General features: G+C 73.3%; 11 protein-coding genes and 1 pseudogene. 9 read left to right on the top strand and 3 right to left on the bottom strand.

What is annotated here, in order from left to right; genetic code table 11:
• Positions 1-396 precede the first annotated feature (396 nt).
• Positions 397-1,482: a helix-turn-helix transcriptional regulator gene (locus tag AB0D57_RS35870; protein ID WP_362083089.1), complete on the bottom strand. Its 1,086-nt coding sequence runs from the start codon at positions 1,480-1,482 to the stop codon at positions 397-399.
• A 1-nt stretch (position 1,483) separates the two neighbouring features.
• Positions 1,484-2,422, bottom strand: coding sequence for a DUF4097 family beta strand repeat-containing protein (locus AB0D57_RS35865; RefSeq protein ID WP_362083087.1), 939 nt, complete (start codon positions 2,420-2,422; stop codon positions 1,484-1,486).
• Positions 2,423-2,552: 130 nt separating this feature from the next.
• Between AB0D57_RS35865 and AB0D57_RS35860 the strand changes: the two are divergent.
• Both AB0D57_RS35860 and AB0D57_RS35855 read left to right on the top strand, forming a co-directional pair.
• Positions 2,553-2,678: pseudogene (locus AB0D57_RS35860) on the top strand (CU044_2847 family protein); the annotation flags it as partial.
• Between the two features lie 680 nt (positions 2,679-3,358).
• The gene (locus AB0D57_RS35855; RefSeq protein ID WP_362083084.1) at positions 3,359-3,565 is read left to right on the top strand and encodes a hypothetical protein; all 207 of its coding nucleotides are present in this window, start codon (positions 3,359-3,361) and stop codon (positions 3,563-3,565) included.
• Positions 3,566-3,808: 243 nt separating this feature from the next.
• Here AB0D57_RS35855 and AB0D57_RS35850 read toward each other — a convergent pair whose 3' ends face one another.
• Positions 3,809-3,994, bottom strand: a complete 186-nt coding sequence (locus tag AB0D57_RS35850) for a DUF6104 family protein (RefSeq protein ID WP_362083081.1) — start codon at positions 3,992-3,994, stop codon at positions 3,809-3,811.
• 158 nt (positions 3,995-4,152) lie between these two features.
• Between AB0D57_RS35850 and AB0D57_RS35845 the strand changes: the two genes are divergently transcribed.
• The 7 genes from AB0D57_RS35845 (at position 4,153) to AB0D57_RS35815 (ending at position 15,109) form a co-directional block, all read left to right on the top strand.
• The gene (locus tag AB0D57_RS35845) at positions 4,153-4,743 is read left to right on the top strand and encodes a CU044_2847 family protein (RefSeq protein ID WP_362083078.1); all 591 of its coding nucleotides are present in this window, start codon (positions 4,153-4,155) and stop codon (positions 4,741-4,743) included.
• Positions 4,740-7,115 (top strand): trypsin-like peptidase domain-containing protein, encoded by a 2,376-nt coding sequence (locus AB0D57_RS35840; protein WP_362083075.1) that lies wholly within the window; start codon positions 4,740-4,742, stop codon positions 7,113-7,115. Before AB0D57_RS35845 ends, AB0D57_RS35840 begins: the two co-directional genes overlap by 4 nt.
• A gap of 162 nt (positions 7,116-7,277) precedes the next feature.
• The gene (locus tag AB0D57_RS35835) at positions 7,278-8,354 is read left to right on the top strand and encodes a MoxR family ATPase (RefSeq protein ID WP_362083072.1); all 1,077 of its coding nucleotides are present in this window, start codon (positions 7,278-7,280) and stop codon (positions 8,352-8,354) included.
• Positions 8,355-8,361: 7 nt separating this feature from the next.
• Positions 8,362-11,805, top strand: coding sequence for an SAV_2336 N-terminal domain-related protein (locus AB0D57_RS35830; RefSeq protein WP_362083069.1), 3,444 nt, complete (start codon positions 8,362-8,364; stop codon positions 11,803-11,805).
• 137 nt (positions 11,806-11,942) lie between these two features.
• On the top strand, positions 11,943-12,125 hold the full coding sequence (gene fxsA, locus AB0D57_RS35825) for an FxSxx-COOH cyclophane-containing RiPP peptide (RefSeq protein WP_362083095.1): 183 nt from the start codon (positions 11,943-11,945) through the stop codon (positions 12,123-12,125).
• 201 nt (positions 12,126-12,326) lie between these two features.
• Positions 12,327-13,514 (top strand): FxsB family cyclophane-forming radical SAM/SPASM peptide maturase, encoded by a 1,188-nt coding sequence (locus AB0D57_RS35820; protein ID WP_362083092.1) that lies wholly within the window; start codon positions 12,327-12,329, stop codon positions 13,512-13,514.
• Positions 13,511-15,109, top strand: a complete 1,599-nt coding sequence (locus AB0D57_RS35815; protein ID WP_362083066.1) for an HEXXH motif-containing putative peptide modification protein — start codon at positions 13,511-13,513, stop codon at positions 15,107-15,109. The genes AB0D57_RS35820 and AB0D57_RS35815 overlap by 4 nt, the downstream gene beginning before the upstream one ends.
• The last annotated feature ends 115 nt before the right edge of the window (positions 15,110-15,224 follow it).

Here is a 15,224-nt window from a genome sequence, read left to right as displayed (position 1 = left end):
GGCCTGGGGGCACCGGCGGCACCCATGCGATTCTCCAAGTCGGACGCCCCTACCCGTCCCGTCCCTGGGGGCTCCGCCCCCAGACCCCCGCCAGGGGCGCTGCGCCCCCTGGACCCCCGCCTTCGCCCGAAGGGCTCGTCCTCAAACGCCGGACGGGCTGAAGATCCCCGGCCAGGGCTGAAAGGCCGCCGCCCAGGCGTGATGGCTGCCGCCCTGGTCCGAAACTGTCGCCCGGGGCCGAAGGGCTGTCGCCCGGGGTCGAAGGGCTGTCGCGCGGGGGCTGAAGAGTTGCTGGCCGGGGCCGAAGGGCTGTCGCGCGGGGGCTGAAGAGTTGCTGGCCGGGGCCTGAAGGGTTGTCGCCCGGGGCTTGAAGATCAAGCCCCGGCCTGGGGGCCTTCAGTTTTTCGGAGTGCGGAGGGTCGCTCCGATGTGTGCCGCCGCTGTCGACAAGTGGCGGCGGGCCTCCCGGAGTTGATCCTCCGACACGCCGTGGTCGCGGGCCGCGTCGCGGATGTCGTCGCGGAAGCGGTCCAGGAGGCGGTCGAGGTCTCGGGCGGGATCGCCGGTGGAGTCCCCGTGGGCCCAGGAAGGTTCGTAGTCGGCGGGGAAGTCCTCGGGGGTGACCGAGTATTCGGGCTTCGAGGTCGATCCGGGTGTTGGTCCCTTTGTTCCCTCGCGGCCTGAGTTGGGCTCCTTGCCGAAGTCCATTCCGAAGTTCTTGCCGAAGTTGCCGAACTCCTTGGCGAGTTCGGTCAGGCCTTCGCTGACCCCTGTCGGCCAGTCGCCGCGCGTGAAGTGGTCCTGGACCTGCTCCTGGACCCGCTTGGCCATGCGCTGCATCTCCTCCTGGGCCTGGGCGCGGACCTTCTCCTGGGTCTCCTTGGCCTGGCGCCGGGCGCGCTGAGCCTCGTCACGAGCCCGGCGGCTCTCGTCCTTCGCGCGCCGGGCCTGCTCCTTCCACTCCTGCTTGACGCGCCGCATCTCCTCCTTCGCGGCCCGCCACGACTCCTTGTCGCGGTAGTCCCCGAAGTCGCCGAACTCGCCTGCCGGGCCCTCGTGTTCGGCGGCGGGGCCGTCGGCTGCCCTGGTGCCGCGCCGGGCCTCCGTGGCCGCCGCCCGCATTTCGCGGCGCAGATCGCCCGCCGCGCCGCGCACATCGGCGCGTATTTCCGCGGCGAGCTCCGCGACCGAATCGCGGATCTCCAGCTCCAGGTCGGCCAGCTCGCCACTGCGGTCGGCCAGTTCGGCGCGGCCCGCGTCCGTGATCGCGTACACCTTGCGGCCGCCCTCGGTGGTGTGGGTGACCAGTCCTTCGGTCTCCAGCTTCGCCAGCCGGGGGTAGACGGTGCCCGCCGAGGGTGCGTACAGCCCCTGGAAGCGCTCCTCCAGGAGGCGGATCACCTCGTACCCGTGGCGCGGGGCCTCGTCCAGCAGCTTCAGCAGGTAGAGGCGCAGGCGGCCGTGGGCGAAGACGGGGGGCATGTCAGAGCACCTTCTTGTCGGTCGGGGCCTGCGGTGAGGCGTCGGTCGTGTCCCGAGGTGCCGGACCGTCCTTGCGCCCAGCGTCCTCGTGCCTGTGGTCCCCGTGCCCATCGTCCTCGTAGGGGCCTTCGTCCGTCGGTGGCCTGCGGAGCAGGGCGATGGAGCCCGAGACGGTCATCGCCTTCAGCTTGCCGTTGCCGGCGCCCAGTCGGCCGGTGATCTTCTTGGCGCCCCACTGGCCGCTGACCCGGAGGTCCTCGAAGGCGCTGGAGACCGTGCCGCTCGCGGTGTTGGCCTCGACCTCGGCGTCGGCGGGGTGCGGGAGGCGGAGGGCGATCTCGCCCGACACGTTCGACAACTGGACGTCGGTGGGGGTGCCCGTGGGATTGAGGTCCACGATCATCGACCCGCTCACCGAGTCGGCCCGCACGGACGTGCCCGAGGCCTCGACCACGGTCAGGTCGCCGGAGACGGAGTTGAAGCGGAGGTTGCCGGTGACGGCCTGGGCCTCCAGGCTGCCGGACACGGTGTCTACGCGAACGGGGCCGGAGATGCGTACGAGTGTCGTGTCGCCCGTGACGCCCTTCACCTCCACTCGGCCCTCCACCCCGGAGACCACGGCGGCGGCGCCGACCACGCCCACCTCGACCGGCGTGCCCACGGGGACGGTCAGCGAGACCACCGCGCTGCGGCGCCAGCCCTTGCGGTCGAGCCACTTGAGGAAGCCCTTCCAGGGCAGGTCCTCGTACGCCACGGTGAGCGTGCCGTCCTGCTGGGTCACTTGAAGGGGCGGGCCCTCCAGCTCGGACACCTCGAGTCGGGCGGAACTCTCGTCGGTGCCCACGACGTTCACCGTTCCGTTGACGACGCGCACGTGGAGTGCCGTCACGGGGTCGTCGAAGGTGAGCTTCTTCGGCTCTGCGACGGACCACTCGGACATGGTGCAGACCTCCCGTGACTTTCATGGAATCGACCATGGGATCGACGATGGAATCGGCCATGGAACCGACGCGCCATATCGCGTCTTCCGCTATTCACGATATATCGCGGTTCCGGAAAGTCAAGACCTGGTGCGGCCCGACGAGGTCAGTGTCGAGTTCGGGATCGAGTTGACGGCGAAGGCGGGCAAGGTGGTCGGCCTCCTCGCGGACGGCGAGGCCAAGGCCGGGATCACAGTGACACTCACCTGGAACGGGCCCCACCGGACCTCGGCGCCTCCCGGAGCCTTGAAGACTCGGGCGGGCACACCGGGGGCGCACCGACGGGCCCTGAGAACGCTCAGCGTGCGCTGCGTGATCTCGTCATGGCGGCGACGGTGCGCATCCGTCGCCGGGGCCCGGGTATGCCCTGGACCAGCCCCGCAGGTTCTCCGGGAGCGGATTCTTCATCGCTCCCGACTGGGTTCTCACCTGCGCGCAAGAGGGAGGTGGCGAGGTCACCGTGGTCTACGGGACAGGGTCGGGCCGGCCGGCGGCCCATTGCGGAGAGGTGGTCACCGGCGGGCCGGGGTGCGGGCAGGCAGGGCGGAGACCTACTGGGCGGACGGCATCGCCCTGTTCTACGACGATCCGCACCGGCCGCTACCCGGACCGGAGACCTGTTGGAGGAGCCATGAGAGCGCCCCTCCGGGGGGCCTGCCGCCCATTATCAGGCCCCAGAACGCCGGATATGGTCCTGCCGACGGCAACGCCCTTGCAGGGAACGGCTGTCGAGTTCCTTCCTGCGGGCCCTGCGCTCACAGGTGCCGTCATGCGTAGCCCAATGTTCCGACGAAACCGATGAATGGAGGGAAGGAACGGCTGCGGCCCCCTGCGCTCACAGGGGGCCGCGTGCGTAGCCCAACAGCTCCACCGAACAGGAGAGAACCATGGGTTGCATGCCCGAGCCTACGGGCGATTCAGAAGACACGTCGATAGGCCCTGCAGGCGGGGAGTCGACCGCCGCCTCGGCGGCGGGCCCGGCGGAGAGGCGCCGTTATCTGAGGTCCCTGGGCCGTACCGCCGGCCATGGCCTGGTCTACGGCCTGGCTTCCGCGACCGGCGGGGCCATCGTGACCGGCCTCGTCTGGTGGAATCAGCGGTGATCGCTGGGCCCGCCGTCCCTTCGGGCGGCGGGCCCGTTCCTCTTGGCGGATCCGTTCCGCTTCCGCGAGGTCGGCGGCTGCCCACGATCTCCTCATCGATGTGGTCGAAGCCACCGCATGCGGATCCTGGCTGCGCGGGCCCCGCGCCCCGGCGCGAGCCCGTGCCCTCGCGGCCGGGCAGCCGGTCGTCGGACTGCCGCTCGCCGGCCCGGTGAGCCACCCGCGGTCCCAGTACGCGCGGATCTACCCCTCCTCGTCGTCCTCGTCGTCCAGCCGCGCCAGCCAGGTCGCCAGTCGTTCCACCGGCACCTCGAAGTCCGGATTGAGGTCGACGAACGTACGCAGCTGCTCGGCGAGCCACTCGAAGGTGACCTCCTCCTCGCCGCGCCGCTTCTCCAGTTCCTCGATGCCACGGTCGGTGAAGTACATGGATGGTGCTCCGTCGGTGAAAGTGAAATGGAAGGCTGGGAAAAGGATAAGTGGGGGCGCGCGGCGGACGGAGGTCCTCTGTCGCGGGCGCCTCCCTGCGACTAGCCTGCGGCAACCGGCGGGCGGTACCACGGGGGCGTGGGGGAACGGGGGATGTCATGGGTGACGCAGTGACCCGTATCGCACGGATCGAGATGCCGGACGGGACGCCGGTGTGGGCCCGGATATCGGGGGCCGAGGCGCTGGAGGAGCCGTCCGGGGGGCTTTCGTACACGGACACCGGGTTCGGCGAGCGGGTGGAGGCGCAGGTCGAGAGCCTGCAGTCGGTGATCACGAGTGTGGCGCGCTCGCTGGCCGCGCCCCTGCGTGCGGTGCGGCCCGACGAGGTCAGCGTCGAGTTCGGGATCGAGTTGACGGCGAAGGCGGGCAAGGTCGTCGGCCTTCTCGCGGACGGCGAGGCCAAGGCCGGGATCACGGTGACGCTCACGTGGAACGGCGGCCCACCGGACCTCGAGAACCCTGGTGCCCCCGGCCCTGAGGGCACCGGCCCCGGAGACACTGGCCCCGGAAGCCCCGGAAGCCCCGGAAGCCCCGGAAGCCCCGGAAGCCCCGGAAGCCCCGGAAGCCCCGGAAGCCCCGCAGGTCCCGCAGGTCCCGCAGGCCCCGCAGGCACCCGCACCAGGGGCGCGTCCCCCGGCGCCCCGGCGCACGGGGGCGCGGCAGATGGCTCCGTCGGAGGCGGAGCATGACGGACGGGCACGCCCGGGGCGCACCGGGCGGCCCCGAGAACGCTCACCGTGCGCTGCGTGATCTCGTCATGGCGGCGACGGTGCGCATCCATCGCGCGGGGGCCGGGTATGCCCTGGAGGAACCCGGCACGTTCCTCGGGAGCGGATTCTTCATTGCTCCGAACTGGGTTCTCACCTGCGCACACGTGGCACGGAGTGGGGAGGGGGGCGAGGTCACGGTGGTGTACGAGACCGGGCCGGGGCGCGGTACGTCCGCCGTCGCCGGCGAGGTGGCGACGGCCCTTCCGGAGGCCTTTCCGCAGCACCTTGAGCGGGCCGTGCGGGGCAGCTGGCCGGCCCCGGACCTGGCCCTCGTCCAGCTGCGCGAGCCCGTCGACCACGACTGCGCGTACATCACCGAACGCCCGGCCGCCTACTACGGCGAGGCGACCGTCCTCTACTCCGGCTGGTCCGTCGTGGGCGGGGAGCTGCGCCGTCTGATCGGGACCTGCTCGGTGCAGGGCACCCTCGGCGGCTGGTCCACGGACGAGCAGATACGGCTGGGCGGCGACGTCCTGCCGCCCGGAGTCTCCGGCGGGCCGGTGGTCGATCCCGTACGCGGTGAGGTCGTCGGCGTCCTGAAGTCGCAGGCGGACCGGGGACTGGGCGGCACGTCCACCGGGGTGGAGCAGTTACGGTCCCTGCCGGTCCCGGCGGGCGCGGTGCGGGCCGAGCACGACGATCCGTACACGGCGGTCTTCCATGCCCACGACCGCTACCACCGCGACCGCCAGCGCCACCCCGACTCCGACCGCAGCACTTGGGCCGATGTGCAGGGCCAGCTCGGCGCGCGGCCCGGCCGTGCCCTCAGCCCGGACGAGCGGACCCAGTTGCTCGGCAGGCTCGCCGATCTGCCGCCACCGGCCAGCACCCGGGCCCTGCTCGGGCTGCTGGAATCCCTCCTCGGCAGCCAGGCCTCGATCCCGCATCCGGCGCCGCGCGGCTGGCGCGACGGACTCGGCGCGCTGTACGAGACCTCGCGTCAGGACGGCGCGCTGGAGCTCGTCCTCGACTACGCGATGCGCGTCATGTCCGCCGAGCGGCCCTTCGTGACGCCCGGCACGCAGAGCGCGGAGCGGGCCCTGTGGGAGTGGGTGCGCCAGGCCGCGGAGGGACTCGGCCTGCGATACCGGCGCGACCTCGCGCAGCGGCGGATCGAGCTGCTCCGGGTGCCGCCCCGGAGCCAGGAACCACCGCCCCGTCTCCAGGAACTGCCCCGGCTGCCGCCGGGGCCCGAGCGGTACGGCGTCGTGGATGTCGTCCATGACGCGCCGGGCGGCCGGCCTGCCGTGCGCGAGCCGGCCGAGGCCGTACCCACGGCCGAATCGACGGCCGTACCGACGGCGGTATCGACGCATGCTGCCGACCGCGCGCCCCGCCTGTTCGCGCTGCTCGAACTGGTGCAGCGGGGCTGGGAACCGGACCGCTGCGACTGGCGCGTATCGGTGGCCCGTCCGACCGGAGAGGTGGTGCGCCTGCACGAGGGTGAGCGCACCCCGCTGGCCGAACTCCCGGGCACTCTCGCGGCCTCCCTCGCGGAGGCCTTCCGCCGCTGCGACGAACCGGGGCGGCCCGCCGTCCTCCAGGTCGCGCTGCCCCATCTGCTGCTCGACCTCGACGTCGATGCCTGGCAGCTCCATCCGGACGAGCCGCCGCTCGGTGCCCACCGGCCCGTCGTCGTGCGCTGCGCCGACCGGGAGCAGCTGCCCGACGGCGAGGACTCCGCCGCCTTCGGGGGGAAGCAGGCACTTTCCTACGGGGCGCACGAGGGCGAGTACGGCGCGCACGGAGAGTACGACGGGGAGCGCGGTCAGGAACACGGCGAGGAACGCGACGGCGAGTACGGCGGCGAGCGCGGCGCGGAGCACGAGGAGCACCTCGAACGCGAGGCCCGCTGGCGCTGGATCCACGCGTACGGGGCGGAGGCCGAAGTCCTGGACTGCGAGGACGGGTTGCGGGTACCCGTGCCCCCCGCGCAGTCGCTGCGCGGGCTGCCGCACCGTACGGTTCCGGTGCTCTGCCGTTATGGCGACCAGCGGTTCGAGGACGACCCGGTGGCGCTCGTCCGGATCGTGCACGGCGGTTTCGGGGTGGCGCTGTGGCGGCGCTGGAGGGGGCAGTCGGACGCCGTGTGCGGGGAGTTCCATCGCAGGGCGGGTGACACCGTCGCCGGCGCGGGCAGCGCGGAGCGGCTCCCGGAGCTGGTGCGGGCGCTGCGGGCCGGGGTGCGGGCAGGCAGGGCGGAGACCTACTGGGCGGACGGCATCGCCCTGTTCTACGACGATCCGCGCCGGCCCCTGCCCGGCACGGGTGACCTGCTGGAGGCGCCATGAGCCCACCTGGCGGGCCACCCGGCACCGCGCCCGGCGCTCTGCGCGACCAGGCCCTTACGGCGCGTGGTGAGGGTCGATACCGTGAGCATGTTCGACGGCTGCCGAGCGGACGAGCGGCGAGGACGAGTGACGAGGGACGACGAGGGCTGGGTGGACCGAGCAATGACCGAATCCAGTGAGTGGCTCATCTACCGAGGCGCCGGTGAACCCCACGAGGGCATAGACCGCCTTCCGGCCCCGCCTCCCTGGCGCGACTTCGCGAGCCGGGACGCGGCCCGCAGGAACGGCGGCGGGGACGGTTCCGAGGACCGCAGGCTCGGCGCGCACCGGCACCTGGCCGAACTGCACCGGCCGGGCGCCGAGGAACTCGAGATGATCAACGCGGCGCTCTATCTGCGCCGGCCCCTCCTCGTCACCGGCAGCCCGGGCGCGGGCAAGAGCACGCTCGCGCACTCGGTGGCGTACGAGCTAGGTCTCGGCAATGTGCTGCGGTGGCCGATCGTCAGCCGGTCCACGTTGCAGGACGGGCTCTATCACTACGACGCGATCGCCCGACTCCAGGACGTGCAAATAGCGGCGGGCGGGGCGCAGACGGGCAGGGCCGGGACGGGCGGGGCGCAGACGAGCAGCGCCCGGACGGAGAGGGCCCCCGCTCCCGGTTCCGTCGAGGGCATCGGCAGCTATATCCGCCTCGGACCCCTCGGCACCGCGCTGCTGCCGTCCGACACCCCGCGCGTGCTGCTCATCGACGAGCTGGACAAGAGCGACATCGACCTGCCCAACGATCTTCTCAATGTGCTGGAGGAGGGCGAGTTCGCCGTCCCCGAACTGGAGCGCATCGCCGACCGGCTGCCCGACGGCGAGGCCGAGGTGCTCACCGCGGACGGCACCAAGGCGCGGGTGCGCGACGGCCGGGTGCGCTGCCACGCCTTCCCCTTCGTGGTGCTCACCAGTAACGGCGAGCGGGATTTCCCCGCTCCGCTGATGCGCCGCTGCATCCACCTGGAGCTCGGCAGGCCCGACCACAAGCGGCTGGCCACCTTTGTCCGCGCCCACCTCGGCGACGAGGCGGCGCGCGCCGGGGACGACCTCATCACCCACTTCCTGGAGCGCTCGCGCAGCGAACTCGTGGCCGCCGACCAGCTGTTGAACGCCATCTACCTCACCGACGCGGCCGCCCCACCCAGTCGTGACCGGCTCGCGGACCTGCTCATCCAGCGACTCGACCGCCCGAGGTGACGCGCTGATGCCCGACGCCGCGGCGCGCCACGGACCTCCCGGCACCTCCGTACCCTCCGGGCCCCCGGCGGGTTCCGGTGGCGACCCCATCGCCGAACTCGTCTCCCGATTGCGGCAGATCGGGCTCGATCCCGACGCCGAGCAGGTGTGCGATGTGCTCTGGCTGGCCCGCTGGGCGCGGTCCACGGACCGTGCCGAGGTGACGGAGGGGAACACGCCGTCGTCGGGCGGGTCGCCCGTGGGGCGGGACTTCGCCGGGGCGCGTCCGGGTGTTCCCGACGCCGCCGCGGTGCCGCCCGCCGAGCGGCCCGCCGACCCGCCGGTCGCGGGGGCGGACCGACGGGTGGCGCTGTACCCCGTGCCGCAGGACGGCCCGCCGCGGACCCGCGGGCGGGGCCGGGCGACGGCACTGCCGGTGGGGGTGCCTGCCGCGCCCGCTTTCCCTTCCCCGCTCGAACTCCAGCGCGCACTCCGGCCGTTGCAGGGCTATCGGACCGCTGCGCCGCCGTTGCGTACGACGCTCGACGAGACGGCGACGGCGGAGCGGAGCGCTCGGGCCGGGGGCCTGGTGTTACCCGTCTTCCGCGGTGTGACCCGCGCCGACGCGGCGCTCCAGCTGGTGATGGACGCCTCCTCGTCGATGCGGGTGTGGGACCGGATGTTCGCCGAACTGGAGCAGGTCTTCGGTCAGTTGGGTGCCTTCTGGGACATTCAGGTGAGCCATCTGCATCAGGGCCCGGACGGTGAGCCGGCCGTCAGTCGCAGTCCCGAGCCACACACCGCCCCCCTGCACTCCGCGGACCGGCTGAGCGACCCCACCGGCCGCCGGATCACCCTTCTGGTCAGCGACTGCGCGGGCCCGCTGTGGCACAGCGGCCACGCCCACCGGCTGCTCCACCAGCTGTCCCGGCAGGGCCCGGCCGCCGTGCTCCAGCCGTTGCCGCAGCGCATGTGGAACCGCACCCGACTGCCCGTCTCGTACGGCGAGTTGACCCGTGGCGAGGGCCTGGCGGGCGCCGCCACGCTGAAGGTCCGCCTTCCGACGGGCACTCCGCCGGACGCCCGCGGTGGCGCGCTCCCCGTGCCCGTGCTGCCGCCCGAGCCCGCGGCGCTGGGTGCCTGGGCGCGGTTGCTGTCCGGGGCCGGTGCCGGGCCGGTGGCGGGCGCGGTCGGCTGGGTGCGCCCGAACCATCCGCCCGCTCCGGCGTCCCGTCCCGGGCGCCGGCTGTCCGCGCTCGAACTGGTCAGCCGGTTCCGCTCCAACGCCTCCAAACCGGCGGGACGGCTGGCCGGTTACCTGGCGGCGGCGCCGCTCAGCCTGCCCGTGATGCAGCTGGTGCAGCGGACCATGCTCCCCGACTCCGGCCCCTCCGAACTGGCCGAGGTGCTGCTCAGCGGCCTGGTCTCGCGGGCGAGGGCGGAGGAGTACGGGGCGGACGGCGCCCAGTGGTACCAGTTCGCGCCGGGCGTGCAGGAGGCGCTGCTGTCGCCGCTCGGCCGGGACGAGGCCATGCTGGTGCTCAAGCACTGCTCGGAGTACATCGAGAACCGCTTCGGCAAGGGCGGCCCCAACTTCCCGGCCCTGGCGCTCGCCCAGCTCGGCGAGGGCGAGGCCGAGGGCACAAGCGGCATCGGACGCCCGTACACGCCCGGCGCCGCCTACCCCGGCGAGAACGGTGACAACGGCGGCGCCCTCCTGGTCCCGCAGCCCTTCGCCGAGGTCGCCGCGCGTGTCCTGGAGCGCTTCATGCCGCTGCCCGAGCAGTTCGCGCTCTACGGCGGTCAGGGCGTCCGGGGGCGCACCGACCCGCCCGACGAGCGGCCCACGCACGCGGCGGTGAGCCGGGCCCGGACCCTGGCCGGGCGGTTCGACACGGACGGCATGGTGCAGGACCTCATCGACGCCGTACAGCTGCTGCGCGGTGCCACCGAACACGAGCCGCTCGCGGGTACGGACCCCGAGCTGTGGGCCGAGTACGCCAACTGTCTGCTGCGGCTGTGGGAGGTGCAGGGCGGCGGCGCGGAACTGCTGCGGGAGGCGGAGACGGCCGCCGAACGGGCCGTCGCGCATCCGCGGGCCCTGCGCGAACGGGCCGTGCTGGCCCGGGTGCTGCACGCCGCCGCCACCGACCGCAGGCGTCGCGACGACCGGCGCGGCGCGCTCGACCTGCTGCGCCGCGCCGACCGTGAGTACGCCGTGGCCTGCGCCGCGCCCGACCTGGAGACCACCGAAGCCCTGCGGCTCACCCTGGAGCGGGTGCGCGCGCTGGAGGCGCAGTGGCGGATGGGCGGCGACAGCGCGCTGCTCCAGGGCGCGGTCGGCATGCTGGAGGCGTTCGCCGACGCCTGGCCCGACCCGCGCAGCCGCCCGCCCGAACTCCCGCTGGCCCACGGCCGCGTCCTGCTGCGCCTGTCGAGCGCGACGGCCGACCCGGAGCAGGCCCGGCTCTACGCCGAACAGAGCGTCCATTCGCTCGGTGATGCCCTCGAGCTCAGCGACGCCCTCGAAACGGGCACCGGGGCCGTGCCCCCCGACTCGGGCGAACCTCCCCGGAACGCCAACCGCGACCGGGACCGCGTGCGCATCCTCATCGATCTCGTCGACGCCCTCCTGAGATCGGGTGGTGCGCTGGGCGAGGCCCAGACACGCGTCGACGAGGCCCTGGGACTCACCCGCGAACAGGGGGCGCGTGCCTCGCTGATGGTGCGCGCCGGGCGCATCCGGGTGGCGCGATACGCCGAGTCGGGCGACCCGCGCGAACTCCAGGAGGCCGCGGACCGCTTCGAGCTGGCCGCCCGCGGGGTGCCACGCGACGCCCCCGCGCACGCGGACGTCCTCGCCGAGTGGGGCGACGTACTGCTGCGCCGGGCGGCGCTGGACAACGGCGCCGCTCCGCGCGAGTCGCTGTCCCGGGCGATCCGGGTGCTGCGCGACTGCCGTACGGAAACCCCGGCGGGCAGTGTGGAGTTGGCGTACCGCCTGCTGCTGCTGGGCGGGGCGCTGATGCTGCGGTACCGGGCCCGGGGCGACCGGGTGGATCTGCGGGAGGCCGAGCATCTCTTCGGGCTGGCCGCGGCCGAGGCGGACGATCCGCTGCTGGCCGCGCGGTGCTCGCTGGAACTGGGGCAGGCCCAGTTCGAGGCGTACCAGAGCCTGGGCCGGCCCGCGCGGCTCGACGAGGCCGTCGACGCCTTCCGTGGTGCCGCGGAGTCGGCGCGCGAGGCGGAGGGCGAGGCAGAAACGGACCGGCGGCGGCAGGACGCCGTGGAGTTGGGGGCGCAGGCGCACCACTGGCGGGGTATGTCCTATGAGGCGGCGGCACGCCCGCGCGCCGCACGCGAGGCCTACCGGGCCGCCCGTGCCGAGTGGTCCAGGCTGCCGGACGACGCGGTGGCCACGGGTGAGCCGACGGCCCGGCAGACGGCGCAGCGGCTGGCCGAGCTGGAGTGACGGAGGAGGGGGAGACCATGGGCGTACGGGACGACGCGTCGGATTCCGAGGCGCGGCTTCCGGGTCCGGAGCGACTTTCGGATCCGGAGCGACTTTCGGATCCGGAGCGACTTTCGGATCCGGAGCGGCTGCCGGAGGTGGAGCAGCTGCCGGATCCGGAGGGGCTGCCCGAACCGGAGGGGCTGCCGGATCTGCTGGGGCTGGATCTGGCGGATCTGAGGACCATTCGACATCCCGTGCTGGAAGAGGTGCTGGAGGAGCTCAGGGAGCGGGCCGACCGGCCGAGCGAGATGCTGTGGGGGTTCAACAACGCCTTCTGAGTCAGTGCGCAGGGCGCAGGGAATGCGGTCAAATGGCGTCATCGAAACGTCTGTTCCGGTCGCACCCGTATCTGAACCGGACAATTTCGATCGGGCCGCGTTTGTGTCCGGCCCGCGTCAGGGAATGCGGCCTCGTACGGCAGGGGGGCGTGGCGTGGGACCGCGAGCCGTACGGCATGGGGGTGCGGAGTGTCTGAAGAGGTGACCTCCGTCCGAGCACCCGAACGGACCGCCGTACCGCCGCCACCCGACCCGCCCTTCCCGTTCCGGCAGTTCATCGTCAAGATGCACGGCCGCTGCAACCTGGCCTGCCGCTACTGCTACCTCTACGAGGGCCCCGACGACACCTGGCGCACCCGCCCCGCCACCGCCTCACCCGCAGTCCTCGGCCGCACCGCGGACCGCGTGGCCGAGCACGCGCGAGCCCATGACCTGACAGCCCTCTCCCTCGTCCTGCACGGCGGCGAGCCCCTGCTCGCGGGCGCGGACACGCTCGCCCGTTTCACCGACCTCGTACGCGACCGGGTCCCGGCCTCCTGCGCGGTCCACCCGACCGTCCAGACCAACGCCACGCTCCTCACCGAGCGGCGGCTCGCCGTGCTGGCCCGGCACGGCATCCGTGTCGGCATCAGCCTCGACGGCGGCCTGCCCACCCACAACGCCCGGCGCACCGACCGCGCCGGACGCCCGTCCTGGCCCGCCGCGTCGCGCGGCGCCCGCCTGCTCGCCGACCGCTTTCCCGAGGCGTACGCCGGCATCCTCCTGGTCGTCGACCCGGCGACGGACCCGGTCGAGACGTACGAGTCCCTGCTCGCCCTGCGGCCCCCGGCCCTCGACCTGCTGCTGCCGCACGGCAACTGGGCCGCTCCACCGCCGCATTGGGGCAGCACCGGTGCCCCGTACGGCGACTGGCTGTGCGCCGTGTTCGACCGTTGGTGGTCGTCCGGACGGCGGGAAACGCGGGTGCGGCTCTTCGAGGAGTGCATCGCGCTGCTGCTCGGGCTGCCCGCGGCCACCGAGTCGCTGGGGCTGGCTCCGTTCGACGCGGTGGTCGTGGAGACGGACGGGGCGATCGAGCAGGTGGATTCCCTCAAGTCCTGTTACGAGGGGGCGGCGGAGACCGGGCTCGATGTCTTCCGGCACGGCTTCGACGAGGCGCTGCGTCACCCCGGCATCGCGGCCAGGCAGGCGGGCGCCGCCTCGCTGGCCGCGCGCTGCCGCGCCTGTCCGCTGCTCTCCGTCTGCGGCGGCGGACACTACGCGCATCGATACCGCGCCGGACACGGCTTCGAGAACCCCTCCGTGTACTGCGCCGACCTGCAGCGCTTCATCCGCCACGTGGCCCGCAGGCTCCCGGCGGACACCTCCGGTGAAAGGAGCGCCTCGTGATCCTGCCGGAGGTCCCCGAGCGGGCCCTGGACGAACTCGGCCGCACCGAAGGCGGCGCCGAGACCCTCGGCCTGCTGGTACGCGATCAGCACACGCGGCGGCTGCTTCTGCTGCGCGCGGTACTCGACGCCGTGGAGGCGGCCGACCCCGCGCTCTGCTCCACCGCGGCGAAGGGCCGCCTACGGGAGGACTGGGCGCTGCTGGTGGCGGCGGACCGGGCGGAAAGGGACGTGCGGCGAGGGGAGGGGAGGGACGTGCACGGGGTCTCCGGGCTCCCGCCCGACCCCGGTGGCGAGCCCGGCAACGCTGCCCCGGACGGACCCGTTGTCCGGTCGGTGGGCCCCGGCGTCGGGGCCGATTCGACCCCGTACGAGGGCACCATCCCACCCGGGGCGGCCGGCCTTTCCCTCCCGCCCGTCCGCGCCCTCCTCCTGCACCCCTTCGTGGGCCCCTGGGCCCGGAGCTGTCTGCGTGGGCTCGGCGCGGGCGGCCGCGAGCGGGACCCGCGTGAACTGCGCCGCGATCTCGCCTACTTCGGCGCACTCGCGGCCGTGGCCGCCGCCCGCGCCGCAGTGCCGTACGCGGTACGGCTGACCGCGCGCGACGGCGTGCTGACCCTGCCCTCCCTCGGCGCGCTGCGCACCGCCGCGCCGGGGGACGCCCCGGTCGACGTCGTCCACCGCCGGCAGAGTCTGACGCTGCGGCAACCGGGGTCGGGGGAGAAGGGCATCGTCGTACGTCTGCAGAGCGGTGGTATCGGTGCATGGTCGGACGCCGCCGCCTGGACCCCCGCGCACGCGCTGCCCGGTCTGCTGCCCGGAGCGGCCCCCGTACCGCTGGACGACCTCGACCCGTACCGCACCTCACGCGGCGGCCCCGGCCCTCACACGCTGAGCGGCCCGGTCACCCTCGACGACGCCGAGCGCAAACACTGGCTGCAGTCCTGGGCGGGCATCGCCACCGTGCTCAGGCAGGGCGGTGAGCAACGCGTCACGGAGGCCGCCGCGCTGCTGCGTTGTGTCGTCCCGCTCTCCGCGCCGCCCGGCTCGACACCCGGCGGCCGCACCACCGGCAGCTGCAGCGGCACCCGACGCGAGGCCTTCGGCGCCGTCCTGAGCAGCCCCCCGCCCACCCCCACGAGCTTCGCGGCGACCCTGGTGCACGAACTGCAGCACACCAAACTCGCGGCACTCAGCAACATGATGACGCTTCACCACGCCAGTTCCCAGGCACGCTACTTCGCACCGTGGCGCCCCGATCCACGCCCGTACGACGGCCTGTTGCAGGGCGCGTACTCCCACCTCGCGCTGGCGGACTTCTTCCAGCGCCGCGCACTCGACACCCCTCACCTCACTCACCGGGACTTCGCCTGGGCCCAGTACGCGCGCTACCAGGAGCAGGTCGGCGCCGTACTGCCGACCCTCGTCGGGTCGGGCGATCTCACGGTGCAGGGACGCCGGTTCGTCGACCAGATGGTCGCGGTATACGAACGGCTGGCCGAAAACCCCGCCCCACGCGGCCAAGCGGCGCGTGCGGAGGCCTACGTCCGAGCGGCCCGTGCGCTGTGGACCCAACGCCACGCCCCCACAGAATGAGCCATGTGCCCGCCGAACGAGCCATGCCGACGCCGAATGCTCCGGGTTCCCGGACGCGGGACGATCATTGCGCCAAGATCGTCGTTTGAAAAGGAACCGTGGAGCATGCGACTGG

Origin of the sequence: Streptomyces sp. NPDC048275 (genome assembly GCF_040652275.1) — a bacterium.
Classification (GTDB): Bacteria; Actinomycetota; Actinomycetes; order Streptomycetales; family Streptomycetaceae; genus Streptomyces.
Note: the sequence above shows the minus strand (reverse complement) of the source record. Positions and strands in the feature narration are given on the sequence as shown.

Excerpts from the sequence above, each read along its gene's own strand:
- AB0D57_RS35870 (WP_362083089.1), bottom strand. The coding sequence starts at position 1,482 with ATGCCCCCCGTCTTCGCCCACGGCCGCCTGCGCCTCTACCTGCTGAAG.
- AB0D57_RS35865 (WP_362083087.1), bottom strand. The coding sequence starts at position 2,422 with ATGTCCGAGTGGTCCGTCGCAGAGCCGAAGAAGCTCACCTTCGACGAC.
- AB0D57_RS35855 (WP_362083084.1), top strand. The coding sequence starts at position 3,359 with ATGCCCGAGCCTACGGGCGATTCAGAAGACACGTCGATAGGCCCTGCA.
- AB0D57_RS35850 (WP_362083081.1), bottom strand. The coding sequence starts at position 3,994 with ATGTACTTCACCGACCGTGGCATCGAGGAACTGGAGAAGCGGCGCGGC.
- AB0D57_RS35845 (WP_362083078.1), top strand. The coding sequence starts at position 4,153 with ATGGGTGACGCAGTGACCCGTATCGCACGGATCGAGATGCCGGACGGG.
- AB0D57_RS35840 (WP_362083075.1), top strand. The coding sequence starts at position 4,740 with ATGACGGACGGGCACGCCCGGGGCGCACCGGGCGGCCCCGAGAACGCT.
- AB0D57_RS35835 (WP_362083072.1), top strand. The coding sequence starts at position 7,278 with ATGACCGAATCCAGTGAGTGGCTCATCTACCGAGGCGCCGGTGAACCC.
- AB0D57_RS35830 (WP_362083069.1), top strand. The coding sequence starts at position 8,362 with ATGCCCGACGCCGCGGCGCGCCACGGACCTCCCGGCACCTCCGTACCC.